Genomic DNA, 16,418 nt, shown 5'->3' with positions numbered 1-16,418 from the left:
TTCCCCTCCTTTCAACTTACTGACATAATTTCTTTAACTTAGCAATTACTTCATCTGCAGTATCCCACGAGTATACGGATGCTCCGGATGCAAGAGGATGACCTCCACCGTTGTATTCTTTAGCCAATTCATTAATGATTGGACCTTTAGAACGAAGTCGAACACGAATTTGGTCCTCTTCTTCAATGAACATAATCCAAGCTTTAATTCCTTTGACATTACCAAGAGAGCCAACTAATAGAGAAGTTTCACTTGCCGTCACACCGAACTCTTCTAGTGTTTTGAGTGGCAATTTGATAAAAGCTGCTCCATTTTCATCCATAATGAAATGTTGATAAATATGCCCTTGTAAGTGCAATAAATTTCTATCTACTTCATACATGCCATTAAAAAGTTCTGTACGATCGAAGTCATATGTAATTAAATCGGCTACCGTTTCAAATGTTTTTTTGCTTGTACTTTGAAACATAAAGCGTCCTGTATCGCCTACGATTCCAGCAAACAGAATTCGAGCTGCCCCATCAGACATTTTCCAATTGGCGTTGGCTTTACCTTCTTCAAATAATTCATAGATCATTTCGCTCGCTGAACTTGCCTGCGTGTTTACCCATAACAAGTCACCGTATGCATCGTCATTTGGATGATGATCAATCTTAATGATGAATGCACCCGATTTATACCGTTGGTCATCTATGCGCTCCGTATTAGCTGTGTCTGTAACAATAACTAGTGCTCCTTCGAACTGCTCATCCGTCACTTGATCAGGATGGTCAAGAAAACTTAGCGTTTCCTCATGCTCACCTGTTACATAAATTTGTTTGTCAGGATAGCTCGCTTGTAAAATTCCTTTTAACCCCATTGAAGATCCATATGCGTCCGGATCTGGTCGAACATGTCGATGAATGATAATTGTTTTGTATGCAGATATTGTGTCTATGATTTGACGCTTCATGAATATTACTTCCACCTTTCATAATTACGATTCGCAATTCAGTGCAAATGTCGATACAATAATGACAGTTTCATTTTATTACAGGAGGTTTACAATGTTTAATTCACTATTTGTTGTTTTAATAGTTTTGTCATTTGTTTTATATTTTTACTTTAAAACGAAACAATTTCGAAATGAATTGCCTATCGCTAAAAAATGGTATGCAAATCGTGCTTTAATTGCACTTGGAAGTTTGTTATTTTTCTTTGGTATTAACCAATTAACTTTATTCCCATCAACTTTAACTTATGTCATTTCAGGTGTATTAATTGTTATAGGATTGTTGACAATGGTTTATTATTACAAAGTCGCAAAACATTATGGCCAATTTGTAGAAGAAGAATTTCATTTAAATCAAAAGTGATGCTACTTAGCATCACTTTTTTTATCTTACGATATAAGAAAGGTTACGTTTTTCGAGATACACTTTGAAATTAGAATAGCTATGTCTAGATATGTTTAGCAAGAAGCGACGGTTGTGAGCTAGATAGTGCATTTCTTATCTCTCTAATAATTGGAACATCATCATAGCTTTTCCGACCAACACATTGCCGTTAAACACATCAAATTCCATTTTCACAAACTTCCGACTCATATCTAGAATATTTGGTCGCACTGTCAAAACACTATCCATCTGTACAGGCTTTATAAAGTAGATGGTCATGTTTTCAGCTACACTATCCCCACGCTTTTTGTTTTTTAGGGCATAATTACCGACTTCAGCTAAAAGTGTGGTAAATGCTCCATACGAAATAGCACCAAACTGATTGGTCATTTGTGGGGTAACCGTAAATTCTATTGTGAGTTCGTCTTCTTGTAAAACTTTCATCTGATTTTTGACGATATCATCAATTGTTTCACCTTGCTGTGGTTGTCGTTGTGCTAATTGTAGAGCTTTTAAAACGTCTTGACGACTTATGACACCTTCTAAAATACCGTGATCATTCACAACCGGCATTAAATCGATGCCTTCCCAAATCATTCGGTGTCCTGCAGTAGCGACACTCGTTTTCATGGTCACTGTTATCGGATTTTTCGTCATCACTTTTTCAATCGACTCGCTATGTTCTTTTCCAATCACATCTCTTGCTGTTACGATACCTGCAACTTTGTGGTTTGCATCAATTACAGGAAAGCCTGCATGCAAGGTTTGTGCATTTTTTTCATGATACGCTGATACAAAATCGTTGGCACGCAAAAAATCGGTCTCTTGGTAAGGTACATAAATATCTTCGATGAATAAGATTTCTTTTTTAATAAGCTGGTCGTAAATCGCACGATTAATCATTGTCGCAACTGTAAATGTGTCATAACTTGTTGAAATAATAGGTAGTTCTAAATCATCTGCCACTTTTTTCAAAGATTCTGAAGCTTCAAATCCACCAGTAATCAATACTGCAGCCCCTGCTTTAAGAGCTGTAAAATGGGCTTTTGCCCGATTTCCTACAATGAGTAGACTGCCTGCATCTGTATAACGCATCATATCTTCTAATTGCATAGCTCCGATGACAAACTTGGTTAACGTTTTATGTAAACCACTTTTCCCACCTAACACCTGACCATCCACAATATTTACAACTTCAGCAAACGTTAAACGTTCGATATTTTCTTTCTTTTTCTTTTCAATTCGAATGGTCCCCACTCGTTCAATTGTGCTCACATAGCGTTGAGTTTCAGCCTCTTTAATTGCTCGGTATGCTGTCCCTTCACTTACGTGGAGCTCTTTTGCGATTCGTCTGACAGAGATTTTATCTCCAACAGGCAAAGACTCAATATATTGCAATATTTGTTCGTGTTTTGTAACCATTTAATCACCTATTCCCCAAACAATCGTTCTATTGTTAGTGTATCACAAACAAGCCATTTTTCATTACACAAAAATGCACGGAAAGCTTGTAACTTTCCATGCATTCAACTTTTATAATTGGATTCCATCGCCAGGGCTAAGTAGGTGTACTGTCGCATCTTTGACTAAATCTTTAAAGTCCTGTGGGTTTTGTTTAATTGGAGGGAACGTATTGTAATGAACAGGTACAACTGCTTGAGGATTTAATAATTCCACTGCATATGCTGCATCCTCAATTCCCATTGTGAAATTATCTCCGATTGGCAAGAAAGCTAAATCAATTTGATTTCTTTCTCCAATTAATTTCATATCACCGAATAAGGAAGTATCCCCAGCGTGGTAGACGGTTTTACCTTCTGCCGTAAACAAAATTCCTGCTGGCATACCCGTATAGATTATTTCCTTTTCTTCGGTTATATACGCTGATCCATGAAATGCTTGTGTTAATTTTACTTTGCCAAATTCGAATTCTCTTGCTCCACCAATATGTAACGCATGCGTTCTTACTCCTTGCCAAGATAGGTATTCAGCGAGTTCAAATGGGGCTACAACGAGTGCATCATTAGCTTTGGCGATAGCAACTGTATCACCTACATGATCATTATGACCATGTGTTAATAAAATCACGTCTGGCTTCTCATTGTCAGCAACTAAATCGGTTAAGTCGTTCCCTGTAATGAAAGGGTCGATTAATATTGTATACTCACCTGTTTTGATTTTAACAACAGAATGTCCATGAAAAGATACATACATATAGTTCAACCTCCTTTACTTCATACTAATATTTATTCGCTATGAATGTCGAATCTCCTGTTTTTTGATATGCTAATGGAAGAAAGTTAAAAAGGAGAGCTATTATGACTAAAATTAATCAATTATCAACATATTTAAGCGAAAACAATCTAGATGCTGCATTCATTACAACTCCGGATAATGTTTTTTACGTTTCAGGATTCCGAAGTAACCCTCATGAACGCTTACTAGGTGTTGTTATATTTAAAGATGCAGAACCTCTTATGATTTGTCCAAAAATGGAAGTGCCGGATGCTAAAGAAGCTGGATGGGCTTTCGACGTTGTAGGTCACCAAGATACAGATCAACCTTGGCAATTATTAAAAGAAGCAATTGTTGCGAAGGGGATTACGATTAATCAACTTGCAATAGAAAAATCACATATGACTGTCGAACGTTTAGAGGCTCTTCAAGAATTATTCCCACAAGCTTCATTTGCTCGATTAGATGATCAATTAAATTCAATGCGAGTAATTAAGGATGAACGTGAACTAGATATTCTTCGTAAAGCTGCTGAGTTTGCAGATTATGCGATTGAAGTCGGCGTTAGTGAAATTGCTGAAGGCAAGACCGAACTAGAAATTCTGACTGCTATCGAACTTGCTCTAAAGAAAAAAGGAATTGCACATATGTCATTTGATACGATGGTTTTGAGTGGACCAAAAACGGCTTCCCCTCACGGCAAACCAGGTGATCGCAAAATTCAAAAAGGCGACTTCGTGTTATTTGATTTAGGTGTCATTTACGAAGGATATTGTTCTGATATTACGCGTACTGTTTCATTCGGGGAACCTTCTGATGCTCAAAAAGATGTATATGAAACTGTAAAAAAAGCAGAACAAGCTGCAGTGGATGCCGTCAAACCTGGTGTCCGTGCAATGGATTTAGATAAAATCGCACGTGATGTGATTACACAAGCTGGATATGGTGAATTCTTCACGCATCGTTTAGGTCATGGTCTTGGTATTTCAGTACATGAATTTCCTTCGGTGACAGGTAATAATGAAATGGCGTTAATCGAAGGCATGGTCTTCACGATTGAACCTGGGATTTATGATCCAAGTATTACTGGCGTTCGCATCGAAGACGATGTTGTCGTAACAAAAGATGGCGTTGAAGTATTAACGAAGTATCCAAAAGAATTGGTTATCATTCCAAGCGCATAATTTTATAGAAGTGAAAGACCTGATCCGCGAAAAATGCGAATCAGGTCTTTCTTTAAATTAGGAGAAAATTGGATAGTTGCGACGAACACCACACATCCTATTGCGTCGTATGCAAATCAAAAAAACCCTTTTCACCATTTGGCGAAAAGGGTTTTTGAATTATGCTAAAAGTTCTTCTGGTGAAATGTATGGAAGTCCTTGTGCATCTGCTACTGCTTGATACGTTACATGTCCGTCTAATGTGTTAAGTCCTTTTAGTAATGCACCGTTATCTAAACAAGCTCGTGCATATCCTTTGTTTGCAATTTGCACTGCATATGGAACAGTAACGTTTGTTAAAGCCATAGTTGATGTACGTGGTACAGCTCCAGGCATATTTGCTACTGCGTAATGCACTACGCCATGTTTTACATATGTTGGGTTATCGTGAGTCGTAATACGATCAGAACTTTCGAAAATCCCACCTTGGTCAATAGCAATATCAACTACTACAGATCCAGGTTTCATTGACTTGATCATTTCTTCAGTTACAAGTTTTGGTGCTTTCGCTCCAGGAATTAATACAGCGCCAATAACAAGATCCGAATCTTTCACAGATTCTGCAATGTTAAATGGATTTGAAATTAATGTTTGTACATCGCGGCCGAATAATTCTTCTAATTGACGAAGACGATCAGGACTTAAATCGATGATTGTAACTTCTGCTCCCATTCCAACTGCAACACGAGCTGCGTTTGTTCCAGCAATACCGCCACCAATAATTGTAACTTTACCACGAGAAACTCCTGGTACTCCACCTAATAAGATACCCATTCCACCGTGAATTTTTTCTAAGAATTGTGCACCAATTTGAGTAGACATACGACCCGCTACTTCACTCATTGGTGTTAATAATGGTAATGAGTTGTTTGGAAGTTGTACAGTTTCATATGCAATTCCAACTACTTTGTTATCCACTAACGCTTTCGTTAATTCTGGTTCTGGCGCTAAATGTAGGTATGTGAACAAGATTAATCCTTCATGGAAGTAATCATATTCAGAAGCAACCGGCTCTTTTACTTTCATGACCATATCAGAAGCCCATGCTTCTTTAGTCGAAACAATTTTAGCACCTGCTGTTTTGTATGCTTCGTCTGTGAAACCTGAACCTAGACCCGCTCCAGTTTCAATAAGTACTTTATGTCCGAAAACCGATAAGTTTACAACTCCTGCTGGTGTCATAGCTACGCGATTTTCATTGTTTTTAATTTCTTTAGGTACGCCAATTTTCATTAAAAAAACCTCCTGTGTGTTATGTAAAAAAGTTATTTAAAAATGATAGTAATAAATTGATGAAAGCAAATCCATTCTATCAGATATAATAGGAATTGGCTTTAAAAATGTTTCCATACAATAATAATAGATAACTTAGTTTTTTGAAAGATGGTGTGAATTAAAAATGGCAAGGTTGAATAAACGAAATTTCGAACAATTTGGACTGGAAGCAGTCCCTTCTACTCTCAAACAATCCACTTGGAAAGAGTATGCCATTATTGCTTTTGCATTCTCTGTCAATGCTGGAAACTTCTTAGTTCCAGCATTAGCGGTTACGCAAGGAAACCTGCCTTGGTTAGTTGCTTTTGCCGCGGTTTGGATTGGAGCAATTTTAGCGTTTTTATGTGTATCCGCGCTTTCAATTCCAGGTGCTCTCTATGGTCTTCCTGGTCAATATATTTTGCGTGCTTTTGTAGGATCATGGCTCGCTACAAAAATAGCGTCACCCATCCGTGTGCTAACTTCATTATATTGGTTTAGTGTGCAAACAATAGGTGGGACTTATATTCTGCAGTCTGTCATTTTTCAATTTTTCAATTTCCATATTCCTTTTACGTATCTAGCTATATTGACTGCTAGTCTGATGGCTTACTTGGCTCTTGTTGGGTATGATGCTGTCAAAAAAGTGACTCGCTTATTTTTGCCTATATTAATTCTCGGACAAGGTCTTATGCTCTTTGTTATTTTCACTGAAGTCCCAGTGTCTATTGAGAATTCATCTCCTGATGCAACCATGAACTGGGGAGTATTTTTCTTTTATATGAGTTTAGCATTCGTCCAATTTGTTTCTGGAGTTAGTGCTTCAAGCGATATGACTCGTTATGCTAAGTCGGCACGTCAGGGTTTCTCTGGTATGTTCCTTGGAAATACAGCAGGTTATTTCATGACTGCGTTTATCGGAACTTTAGTGGCAGCTTATTTCCAATCCACAAATCCATTTGTAGTGCTTAGCGAAGTGACAAATAGTCCATTTGTCGGCCTTTTCATTACGATTAGCGGGTTGCTTGCCATGATTTCCATCAATATTGGCAATGCTTATACGGGTGGATTTAGTTTACTTAATACGTGGCCAGCTCTTGGACGAATTAGAAGTGCTTTATTATTTGGTGTAGTCGGCATCATACTCAGTTGTTTTCCAAGACTTTCTACTGAAGCAGCCTCTATTATCTCTATTTTAGGAGCGGGTATAGTTCCATTATCCGCAATTATAGTCGTAGATTATTTATGGATTAAAAAACGGACGATATCAGAAGATCAACTCATAAATGTGGTCAGTGGCTCATATAAATTAAATCTAGCAGCTATTATTACTTTTACTATCATGAGTATTGCATACTTAATTATCCCTAAAGAGTTAGCACCTGGAATGTTGATCTTTGTTAGTAGTTCGATTGTTTATCTTTTGCTTCATAAGTATGTAGTCACAAATTAGACGTTAATTGTCTGAAAACATTTAAAAAATGCAGGATTTACAGCGTCTATATAGAAATGTATATATGTAGAGATAAATAGTAACAAGGAGGAATTTATATGACACTTTCATACAATCATATTTTAGTAGCAGTTGATGGTTCTAAAGAAGCAGCATGGGCTTTTAAAAAATCGATTGGTGTAGCAAAACGTAATGACGCGACATTGAATTTAGTAAACGTCATTGATACACGTTCATTTGCTGCTATCGAGGCTTATGATCGATCAATCGCAGACCGTGCACAAACATTCGCTGAAGAATTACTTGGTGATTATAAAAAAGAAGCTGAAGCGGCTGGAATTACTAAAGTGAATATTATCGTTGATTATGGTTCACCTAAAACAATGATTGCTAGAGAAGTTGCTAAGAAAGTAGAAGCAGATTTAATCATTTGTGGAGCGACTGGTTTAAGTACTGTTGAACGATTCCTCATTGGTAGTGTATCTGGCCATATTGTACGTGCTGCAAAATGTGACGTGCTTGTTGTCAGAACTGAAGATCACGAATAAACGAGTAAATCCCGAGGCTCATAAAGAGACCTCGGGATTTTTTTATTATAGATTTACTAATTTGTATTTAAGAATGAGCAATATTCGCTAATCTCACCGTATCTCTCGCAATCATGACTTCTTCATTCGTTGGAATGACCATCACTTTTACCGGTGAATGTGGAAAGCTAATAAACGCTTCTTTCCCTCGAATTTTATTTAAGTCAGGATCCATATAGACCCCCATAAACTGAAGACCCGCTAACACTTTCGAACGAATCACGTCGCTGTTCTCCCCTATGCCTGCAGTGAAAATAATGGCATCGACTCCATTCATGCGAGCTGCATAGGATCCAATATATTTGTGAATTCGACTAGCAAAAACATCAAGCGCTAGTTGAGCACGTGAATTTCCTTTCAAAGCTTCTACTTCTATATCACGTAAATCACTTGAAAATCCGGAAACACCTAACATCCCTGATTTTTTATTCAAGATATCCAGTACTTCTTCCGCACTTTTATCGGTCTTTTCCATAAGGAATGGAATCAGTGCAGGATCTAAGTTACCGGAGCGTGTACCCATCGTTACGCCGGCTAAGGGAGTAAACCCCATAGAAGTGTCAATCGATCGCCCGCCGTCAATAGCTGCTATGCTAGCACCATTGCCAAGGTGACACGAGATTAGTCGTATCTTTTCAACTGGACGATTTAGTAAAGCGGCTGCTCTTCCCGTTACATACTTATGCGAGGTTCCATGAAAACCATATTTTCGAATACCATATTTTTTGTAGTAATCATAAGGAATGGAATATAAAAATGAACTTTCTGGCATGGTCTGATGAAATGCCGTATCAAAGATTGCCACTGCAGGGACATTGGGTAATGCTTTTTGAAATTCTTTGATTCCAGTAATGTTTGCAGGGTTATGTAATGGCGCTAAATCAGATAGTCGTTCAAATGCCATAATTGCTTCCTCATCGATTAACACGGAATCACTATATTCTTCGCCACCATGAACTACTCGGTGACCGATGCCATCAATGTCATGAAGAGAAGTCACTGCCTGTTGTTCTATGAGATGGTGAAGTAAAAGTTGAACTGCCTCTGAATGATTCGTGATTTTTTCTATAAATTCTACTTTTTTTCCATTTGTCTTCATAGAAAAGACGGGTTCTTTTAACCCAATACGCTCAATGATTCCTTTTGCGACAACATGTTCTTCGGGCATTTGTAGCAATTGAAATTTTAACGAAGAACTACCTGCATTGACTGCCAATATATTGACCATAAAAAAACGCCCCTTTCCCACTTATACAGTTATTGTACAGTGGAAAAAAGGGACGAACAACTATCAGTTAGTATTTTCTTGTCGCCACATTTTGACTTTTTCAAAAAATAACGTCATGGCTTCTTTGTTCGACATATTTGGAACTTTTGCAAGTAGGACTTCTTTAGGTTGTTTGAGTTCACTTGATTTCTTTTGAAGGACTAATAAACTCTTTGCATGTGCTTCATTTTTAAACAAGTTAACAGGTAACTGAACGACTGCATGAATCCAAGCATGATTTGCAAAGTATGCATGTAAATCTTTTGCTTGTGAAGACTCAAATATTCCTTGCGGTACTAAGAAGACTAAGAATCCACCGTCGACTGTGTGTCGTATCGATTGCTCAATCATTAAATGGTGAGCAAACGACATGCCTTCCTTCGCTTTCATTTCAAAGTCAGAAGCTGTTTTTTCATCCGGATAAAAGCCAACAGGTAAGTCACTGATCACAACATCTACAGGATCAATTAATAATGGTTGTAGTGCGTCCTGTCGATATAGAGTAACAGGTTGTTGTATTAAATCACCCGTAGAAGCGGCAAGTCTAATCAGCATATCGTCAATTTCAACTGCTGAGGAAGTAGCTTTCCCTTGTAAAAAGTTTAATACCGTAAATAACAAGTTGCCTGTTCCGACTGCGGGGTCTAAAATCGACACATGTTCTTTGTCTTTCGTTAATTGCTCAACGAAATAACCGACTAGCAGTCCCAGTGAATCAGGTGTCATTTGATGGTGTGCTTGAACATGTTCTTTCATACCTTTAAGTATGGCTAGTTGTATGGCTTTTCGAATATCTTCTTTTTGTACGTTTTGAATGTTTGGTTCGATGTCTCCATCCAACCACATCTCAGTTGTTTCCAATACACCTTCGATATAAGTTAATTCTTCTGCTGCTTGCATTTTTTTGGCATGTTCATCTATAAATACGAATAATTGTTCCATTGAACTGTTCATAAAGATCTCCTTTAAGTGGCGTACAAAAAGACTACAAAATGACTGTAGCCTCTGTTTATACATTTTTTAAACACCTATAAAAATGGCAAACCCACTCAAATATCGAGTGGGTTTTTATTACTTAATTTTTTGCAGCTTTTACAGCTTCAATTGCTTTTTCGTAATTTGGGTGTTCTGTTGCTTCCGACACATATTCAACATATGTAACTTTGTCATTGTTATCTACAACAAAAATTGAACGAGTAAGTAATCGTAATTCTTCAATTGCTACTCCATATGCTTCACCAAACGATAAATCACGGTGATCCGAAAGTGTTTGTACTGAATCAATTCCAGCAGCTGCACACCAACGTTTTTGTGCGAATGGTAAATCATTTGAAACTGTTAAGATGACAACATCGTCCCCAAGTTCAGCTGCACTTTCGTTAAACTTACGAGTTTGAGCGTCACAAGTGCCAGTATCTAAAGAAGGTACTACACTAATTAATCTTGTTTTTCCTTTTGAATCTTGTAATGTTACCGGGCTAAGATCGTTTGCTAATACTGTGAAATCTGGCGCCGTGTCACCTACTTTTACTTCATTACCAATTAATGTCATCGGATTTTGTTTAAATGTAATTTGTGCCATTATAACGCCTCCCTTTTCTTAAATAAAAGTATACCATTTACTAGGAATAACTATCGAATGATAAGGCTCTGTCTATCTCAAATTACTTTCACTAGGAAGCCTCCAAGAATAGCGAAGACAACAAGTATACTTTTTTTTACTAGCATTTAAGCTAGCGTCCTATTATGTTATCTCACTAAAATGCTTTCGGCTGTGTCATCTCACTCGATTGGTCATAGGTTGTGTCAACCTTCTTTTCATAGACGTTCTCATGGATGACCATCGTATCCGCAATAAAATCATGTAAGCCTTGTTTCTTAGGGGTAAAGCCGATTACCCAGTACAAGGGCAATATTGTTGCTGAGAAAAAGCGGCCAATCCATTCTCGGAATAAAATCGTTATAAAAGATAGCGATTCATCTTTTAATGATACCACCCGTAAACCAAAAATCATTTTACCCACGGTTTGTTTAAAGAACTTAGTCATTAAAACGAAATATACATAAAAAATGAAGCCTGTCAAAAAGCCGATTGGTGCATACCATGTTGTTCCTTGAACATCCCAACCGAAGATGCGAAATAGCGGATAAATAACGATTGAAGAAATGGATGAAATGACAAGCAAATCAATTAAATATGCCCAAAAACGGACCCAAAATCCAGCCGGTTTATGAGGATATCGTTCCCTTTTTTCAATTGTGTACGTAGGCTTCTGAGGAACGCTTTGGATTTCTGTTTCTACAGTCGCTTCTTGTTCAGTTAGATCATGTCGATCAGTCATCTAAGGCTCCTCCTCACTTCTCACCGTATAAGTACATCATACGGGGTGCATTATAGTCAGAAAGTAAACGGCCAATCAATTGTGTTTCAACATCCCCGCCAAATAATGACTGTGTTTTCATCGAAAACAGGCTAGTCAATCCTTGAGCGTGCCCATATTCCATCACTTCTGCATCTTTTAAATCAAAGTCTTTACGAACTGCGGCAATGACATCATCCAAGTAACCATATTCATCTGCAAGTCCTGCTTCGATTGCTTGACGTCCATTCATAATACGTCCATCAGCTACAGCTTTTACTTCAGCTTCTGTCATACCTCGTCCTTCTTCGATTATGTCAACGAAAGACTCATACGATTCATTGATCATGTCTTGCAACATCGCTCGTTCATCTTTTGTCATATCACGCGTTGGACTCATTATATCTTTATACGGACCGGTTTTAATGGTCACGAAATCCACACCATACTTTTCAGCAAGCTTGCCGTAGTTTACGCTCTCCATTATTACGCCAATTGAACCTGTTAGCGTTTCTTTGTTTAAGAAAATCTTATTTGCGGGAGCTGCAATATAATATCCACCTGAAGCAGCCATACTACCCATTGATACATAAAAAGGAACGCCAGCTTCTTCCTGAACTTCTTTAATTTTATCGTACATTTGTGCGGATTCTACTACTCCCCCACCTGGTGAATTCACTTGTAATACTACTGCCTTAATCGTATCGTCTTCTTTAATCATTTCTAATTGATCCATAAAAAATTGATGGTCGTATCCTACAGCTCCAAAAAGAGATGTAGCACCACCCGTGTCTTGAATGACGCCGTCAACTGTTAACACGGCTATTCTTTCTGAAAGATCTCCTGGTTCTAATACGGTTTCGCTATAGTCACTCTCTGGTACAGCTAACATATTTTCAAAACTTGATGTCCAATCATTACTAAACGCAAAAGATGCAATATTTATAATAATAGACAATCCAAATAATACTACAGCAGCACCTAAAGCTATCCAACGTTTTGCATTCATTTACATGTTCCCCCTTATCTTCTCTTAACGTAATACGAAAACAATCCAAAAATGTTTCAGAACATGATAAAATAACCACAACCATCTTATGAAAGGTCGTGACAGTATTGTCCAAACGCACACAAATATTTATTTATTCCAAACATGATGAAAACTCTTTGCAGAAAAAATCGGTCCTTTCAGAAATGATCTCGAACTATGGATTCACTGCAGTGGATGATGCGAAAAATGCAAATATAATTGTTAGCTTAGGTGGAGACGGTGCATTTCTTCAAGCAGTCCGCAAAACGGGTTTCCGGCAAGACTGTTTATACGCAGGCATTTCTACAACAGGAACACTCAGTATGTATTGTGATTTCCATTTTCATGAGATGGAGACGATGATTCATGCAGTTCAACAATCGGAAATTGAAGTACGTCGTTATCCTATTTTACAAGTTATAGTAGATGACAATCCACCTTTTTATTGTTTGAATGAATTTAGTATACGCTCTAACATAATTAAAACCTTCGTCCTAGATGTAATAATTGATGGATTGCCATTTGAAACGTTTAGAGGCGATGGCATGATCATTGCTACTCCGACTGGAAGCACGGCCTATAATAAGTCGGTGAATGGTGCAGTAGTCGATCCATTGTTACCTTGTTTCCAAGTGTCTGAACTCGCATCTGTCAACAGCAATAAATACCGGACGCTTGGCTCTTCATTTATACTAAGCAATCAACGCCAATTAACATTACGCTTACAAGACGGCAATGACTTCCCTACAATGGGCATGGACAATGAATCGTTAAGCATTCATCATGTAGATTCCGTCAATATTGAGTTAAGCGACCGCGTTGTAAAAACGGTGAAATTAAAAAATAATTCATTTTGGGAAAAAGTAAAACGAACATACCTTTAACAGCAGGCTTATTCACTTCAATAAATAAAACAAGAAAAGCAGACGAGATTCTCCTCTCGTCTGCTTTTTATAGTTTCGCTAATTTGAGTTTTTTTGTTCTTGTTCTAGCTTCCATCACTTTTGATACTGTAAATAGGATGAGTGCTAGCCAAATTAAAGAGAATGATAGTAAATCAATTGCATTAAATGTTTCTCCATAAATAATTACACCTAAAAACAACATACAGGTTGGGGCAATATATTGTAAGAACCCAATCATGTATAAAGGCATTCTCTGTGCCCCTTTTGCAAATAGGACTAGCGGGATTGCTGTTGCTGCACCGGTTAATACTAATAATATATCTGTCTGGATATCATTGTGAAACATGATAGCCTTGCCAGTTACAAATAAATAGAGGTAATAAATCAATGCAAATGGCACAATAAATAATGTTTCAATTGTTAAACCACGAACTGCATCTAACGGAATTGTTTTTTTCATTAGCCCATAAATCGCAAAACTAATCGCAAGCACAATCGCTAGCCATGGGAAGCGACCATATGAAATTGTTAAAACGATAACTCCAATAAACGCAATCACAACGGCCAGCTTTTGAGCTGTCGTCAAACGCTCTTTTAAAAAGATGATACCCAACAAGACGGAAATCAATGGGTTAATATAATACCCTAAACTAGTTTCCACTAAATGATTGTTATTCACTGCCCAAATGTATAAAAACCAGTTGGCTGATATTAATGCAGAAGCAAAAAACAGACCCCAAAATGCTTTTTGATTTTTCCACAAGGCTCGAATATCTACTATTAATAGTTTACTACTTCTCATTAGCACCACAAAAAGTAAGGTAAACACAAATGCCCAAATGACACGACTCGTTAATATTTCACCACTTGGCACATGTCCTAACCACTTCCAGTAGATTGGTAGAACTCCCCACACCAAATACGCTCCAAGCGCCCAAATAACGCCTTGACGTTCGTTTTCTAACACACTTTCACCTCATTAGTTTGACTCTCGAAATATATCTCATTATAGAGCCCTCAAGAGGGAATGTAAACGACAAAAAACTATTCTTAAAAACCTTTTAATAGGTTTTAAGAATAGTTTAATTGACATTATTTCGTTTGTTCTAGTTTACGCAGCTCAATACGTCGTATTTTACCGGAAGCGGTTTTTGGCAATTCTTCAATAAACGTTACTTCACGTGGATACTTGTAAGGTGCTGTTAACTGTTTAACATGGTCTTGAAGTTCTTTTACAAGTTCATCTGAAGGTTTGGCTGAATCGATTAATACGATATATGCTTTTACGATACTTCCGCGAATTTCGTCTGGACTTCCTACAACTGCACATTCTTTAACTGAAGGATGCTTAACTAATGCATCTTCCACTTCGAACGGTCCAATTGTGTAACCTGAACTGATGATAATATCGTCTCCACGGCCTTCAAACCAGAAGTAGCCATCTTCATCTCTAGAAGCTTTATCACCTGTAATGTAATACTTCCCTCTAAATTGCATATTTGTACGTTCTGGATCTTTTAAATAAGATTTAAACAATGCTGGCGTATCAATATGCACCGCAATGTCGCCTACTTCTCCAGTTGAACAAACCTCACCGAATTCATTGATGATGTCCACTTGGTTTCCAGGTGTAGGTTTACCCATAGATCCCGGACGAGCTTCCATACCTTTCATCGTTCCAACTAATAAGGTATTTTCCGTTTGACCATAGCCACCTCGAACTTCTAATTCGAATTCTCTTCTAAAAGTATCAATAACTTCACGATTTAAAGGTTCCCCAGCAGACACTGCACTATGAAGGGATGATAAATTATATTCTGATAATCCGTCTACTTTTGCCATGATTCGATACTCAGTAGGCGTACAACATAATACATTTACTTGGTACTGATTGAGTAGGTTTAAATAGACTTTTGGATCGAACTTACCATGATAGACAAAACCGGTAGCACCACTGCCAAGTGTTGCAAGGAAAGGACTCCAAATCCACTTTTGCCACCCTGGGCTTGCTGTTGCCCAAACGACGTCTCCTTCATGAATACCAAGCCAATGTTCAGCTGACGTTCTTAAATGTGCATAAGCCCAACCATGAGTATGGACTACCCCTTTTGGATTTCCTGTCGTTCCACTTGTGTACGATAAAAATGCCATGTCAGAGTTTTTTGTCTTAACCGCATCGAAATCTGTTGATGCCTTTACCATTTCAGAAGTAAGAGAAACCCATGCATCACTTCCTTGACCAATGACAAATTGATTTAGACCAGTCATATTTTCTACATCTTCGAATTGACTAATGTAAGGCTCATACGCGACAATCGCCTTTGCTTCACTATGTACTAATCGGTAATCAATATCTTTTGCTCTCAGCATCTCTGAACTTGGAATTACTACAAGACCTGCTTTAAGTGCTCCAATATAAGTCACATAAGCTTCTATTAAGCGGGGCACCATGATTAAAACAACATCTCCTTGTTTTAATCCACTTTGAGTAAAGACATTAGCTGCTTGATTTGCTAATTGCATTAACTCCTTATATGTAATCTTTTTTGAGTCACCATTTTCACTTTTCCAAATTAACGCTAGGCGATTATCTTCCCCTGCATATTTTTCGAACTCTTCGACCAAGTTATACAATAATGGTGCGATTAAATGTTCATGATTCATTCTGGTTCCCCCTTGATGTTTTATCTCCTCCTTCATTATACGTATATAATACTGATTTTTCAAA

General features: G+C 37.6%; 16 protein-coding genes. 5 read left to right on the top strand and 11 right to left on the bottom strand.

Annotated features, from left to right (window positions below; genetic code table 11):
• Positions 1-16: 16 nt before the first annotated feature.
• On the bottom strand, positions 17-952 hold the full coding sequence (locus ACFPYN_RS07075; protein ID WP_377733281.1) for a DHH family phosphoesterase: 936 nt from the start codon (positions 950-952) through the stop codon (positions 17-19).
• 94 nt (positions 953-1,046) lie between these two features.
• On the opposite strand from ACFPYN_RS07075, the gene ACFPYN_RS07070 reads away from it, so the two are divergent.
• Positions 1,047-1,355 carry a YtpI family protein gene (locus tag ACFPYN_RS07070; protein ID WP_377733280.1) on the top strand — a complete coding sequence of 103 codons (309 nt, stop codon included), beginning with the start codon at positions 1,047-1,049 and terminating at the stop codon, positions 1,353-1,355.
• A 135-nt stretch (positions 1,356-1,490) separates the two neighbouring features.
• Here the strand turns inward: ACFPYN_RS07070 and ACFPYN_RS07065 are convergent, their stop codons facing one another.
• A complete protein-coding gene (locus ACFPYN_RS07065) occupies positions 1,491-2,798 on the bottom strand; it encodes a DRTGG domain-containing protein (protein ID WP_377733279.1) in 1,308 nt (435 codons plus the stop codon).
• A 111-nt stretch (positions 2,799-2,909) separates the two neighbouring features.
• Positions 2,910-3,590 (bottom strand): metal-dependent hydrolase, encoded by a 681-nt coding sequence (locus ACFPYN_RS07060; RefSeq protein ID WP_377733278.1) that lies wholly within the window; start codon positions 3,588-3,590, stop codon positions 2,910-2,912.
• A 104-nt stretch (positions 3,591-3,694) separates the two neighbouring features.
• Between ACFPYN_RS07060 and ACFPYN_RS07055 the strand changes: the two genes are divergently transcribed.
• Complete coding sequence (locus ACFPYN_RS07055; protein ID WP_377733277.1) at positions 3,695-4,795, top strand: M24 family metallopeptidase; 1,101 nt, start codon at positions 3,695-3,697, stop codon at positions 4,793-4,795.
• A gap of 159 nt (positions 4,796-4,954) precedes the next feature.
• Here ACFPYN_RS07055 and ald read toward each other — a convergent pair whose 3' ends face one another.
• Positions 4,955-6,067, bottom strand: coding sequence for an alanine dehydrogenase (gene ald / locus ACFPYN_RS07050; RefSeq protein WP_377733276.1), 1,113 nt, complete (start codon positions 6,065-6,067; stop codon positions 4,955-4,957).
• Positions 6,068-6,233: 166 nt separating this feature from the next.
• Between ald and ACFPYN_RS07045 the strand changes: the two genes are divergently transcribed.
• Complete coding sequence (locus tag ACFPYN_RS07045; protein ID WP_377733275.1) at positions 6,234-7,541, top strand: purine-cytosine permease family protein; 1,308 nt, start codon at positions 6,234-6,236, stop codon at positions 7,539-7,541.
• A gap of 98 nt (positions 7,542-7,639) precedes the next feature.
• A complete protein-coding gene (locus ACFPYN_RS07040; RefSeq protein WP_377733274.1) occupies positions 7,640-8,089 on the top strand; it encodes a universal stress protein in 450 nt (149 codons plus the stop codon).
• A 67-nt stretch (positions 8,090-8,156) separates the two neighbouring features.
• On the opposite strand, the gene ACFPYN_RS07035 is transcribed toward ACFPYN_RS07040, so the two are convergent.
• From ACFPYN_RS07035 to sppA, 5 genes are all read right to left on the bottom strand, one after another.
• The gene (locus tag ACFPYN_RS07035) at positions 8,157-9,356 is read right to left on the bottom strand and encodes an acetate kinase (RefSeq protein ID WP_377733273.1); all 1,200 of its coding nucleotides are present in this window, start codon (positions 9,354-9,356) and stop codon (positions 8,157-8,159) included.
• Positions 9,357-9,419: 63 nt separating this feature from the next.
• A complete protein-coding gene (locus ACFPYN_RS07030; protein ID WP_377733272.1) occupies positions 9,420-10,349 on the bottom strand; it encodes a class I SAM-dependent methyltransferase in 930 nt (309 codons plus the stop codon).
• Positions 10,350-10,470: 121 nt separating this feature from the next.
• Complete coding sequence (gene tpx, locus ACFPYN_RS07025) at positions 10,471-10,977, bottom strand: thiol peroxidase (RefSeq protein ID WP_377733271.1); 507 nt, start codon at positions 10,975-10,977, stop codon at positions 10,471-10,473.
• A 175-nt stretch (positions 10,978-11,152) separates the two neighbouring features.
• Positions 11,153-11,737, bottom strand: a complete 585-nt coding sequence (locus ACFPYN_RS07020; RefSeq protein ID WP_377733270.1) for an RDD family protein — start codon at positions 11,735-11,737, stop codon at positions 11,153-11,155.
• Between the two features lie 13 nt (positions 11,738-11,750).
• Positions 11,751-12,764: a signal peptide peptidase SppA gene (gene sppA, locus ACFPYN_RS07015; RefSeq protein ID WP_377733269.1), complete on the bottom strand. Its 1,014-nt coding sequence runs from the start codon at positions 12,762-12,764 to the stop codon at positions 11,751-11,753.
• 107 nt (positions 12,765-12,871) lie between these two features.
• Here sppA and ACFPYN_RS07010 point away from each other — a divergent pair, with 107 nt between their 5' ends.
• Positions 12,872-13,669: an NAD kinase gene (locus ACFPYN_RS07010; RefSeq protein ID WP_377733268.1), complete on the top strand. Its 798-nt coding sequence runs from the start codon at positions 12,872-12,874 to the stop codon at positions 13,667-13,669.
• Positions 13,670-13,736: 67 nt separating this feature from the next.
• Here ACFPYN_RS07010 and rarD read toward each other — a convergent pair whose 3' ends face one another.
• A complete protein-coding gene (rarD, locus tag ACFPYN_RS07005) occupies positions 13,737-14,657 on the bottom strand; it encodes an EamA family transporter RarD (protein WP_377733267.1) in 921 nt (306 codons plus the stop codon).
• A gap of 125 nt (positions 14,658-14,782) precedes the next feature.
• Positions 14,783-16,354: an acyl-CoA synthetase MbcS gene (gene mbcS / locus ACFPYN_RS07000; protein ID WP_377733266.1), complete on the bottom strand. Its 1,572-nt coding sequence runs from the start codon at positions 16,352-16,354 to the stop codon at positions 14,783-14,785.
• Positions 16,355-16,418 lie beyond the last annotated feature (64 nt).

It is taken from the genome of Paenisporosarcina macmurdoensis, from assembly GCF_042658845.1.
GTDB lineage: Bacteria > Bacillota > Bacilli > Bacillales_A > Planococcaceae > Paenisporosarcina > Paenisporosarcina macmurdoensis.
This window is presented reverse-complemented; position numbering and strand designations above follow the sequence as displayed.

Coding starts and splice junctions, on each gene's coding strand:
- ACFPYN_RS07075 (WP_377733281.1), bottom strand. CDS start 952: ATGAAGCGTCAAATCATAGACACAATATCTGCATACAAAACAATTATC.
- ACFPYN_RS07070 (WP_377733280.1), top strand. CDS start 1,047: ATGTTTAATTCACTATTTGTTGTTTTAATAGTTTTGTCATTTGTTTTA.
- ACFPYN_RS07065 (WP_377733279.1), bottom strand. CDS start 2,798: ATGGTTACAAAACACGAACAAATATTGCAATATATTGAGTCTTTGCCT.
- ACFPYN_RS07060 (WP_377733278.1), bottom strand. CDS start 3,590: ATGTATGTATCTTTTCATGGACATTCTGTTGTTAAAATCAAAACAGGT.
- ACFPYN_RS07055 (WP_377733277.1), top strand. CDS start 3,695: ATGACTAAAATTAATCAATTATCAACATATTTAAGCGAAAACAATCTA.
- ald (WP_377733276.1), bottom strand. CDS start 6,067: ATGAAAATTGGCGTACCTAAAGAAATTAAAAACAATGAAAATCGCGTA.
- ACFPYN_RS07045 (WP_377733275.1), top strand. CDS start 6,234: ATGGCAAGGTTGAATAAACGAAATTTCGAACAATTTGGACTGGAAGCA.
- ACFPYN_RS07040 (WP_377733274.1), top strand. CDS start 7,640: ATGACACTTTCATACAATCATATTTTAGTAGCAGTTGATGGTTCTAAA.
- ACFPYN_RS07035 (WP_377733273.1), bottom strand. CDS start 9,356: ATGGTCAATATATTGGCAGTCAATGCAGGTAGTTCTTCGTTAAAATTT.
- ACFPYN_RS07030 (WP_377733272.1), bottom strand. CDS start 10,349: ATGAACAGTTCAATGGAACAATTATTCGTATTTATAGATGAACATGCC.
- tpx (WP_377733271.1), bottom strand. CDS start 10,977: ATGGCACAAATTACATTTAAACAAAATCCGATGACATTAATTGGTAAT.
- ACFPYN_RS07020 (WP_377733270.1), bottom strand. CDS start 11,737: ATGACTGATCGACATGATCTAACTGAACAAGAAGCGACTGTAGAAACA.
- sppA (WP_377733269.1), bottom strand. CDS start 12,764: ATGAATGCAAAACGTTGGATAGCTTTAGGTGCTGCTGTAGTATTATTT.
- mbcS (WP_377733266.1), bottom strand. CDS start 16,354: ATGAATCATGAACATTTAATCGCACCATTATTGTATAACTTGGTCGAA.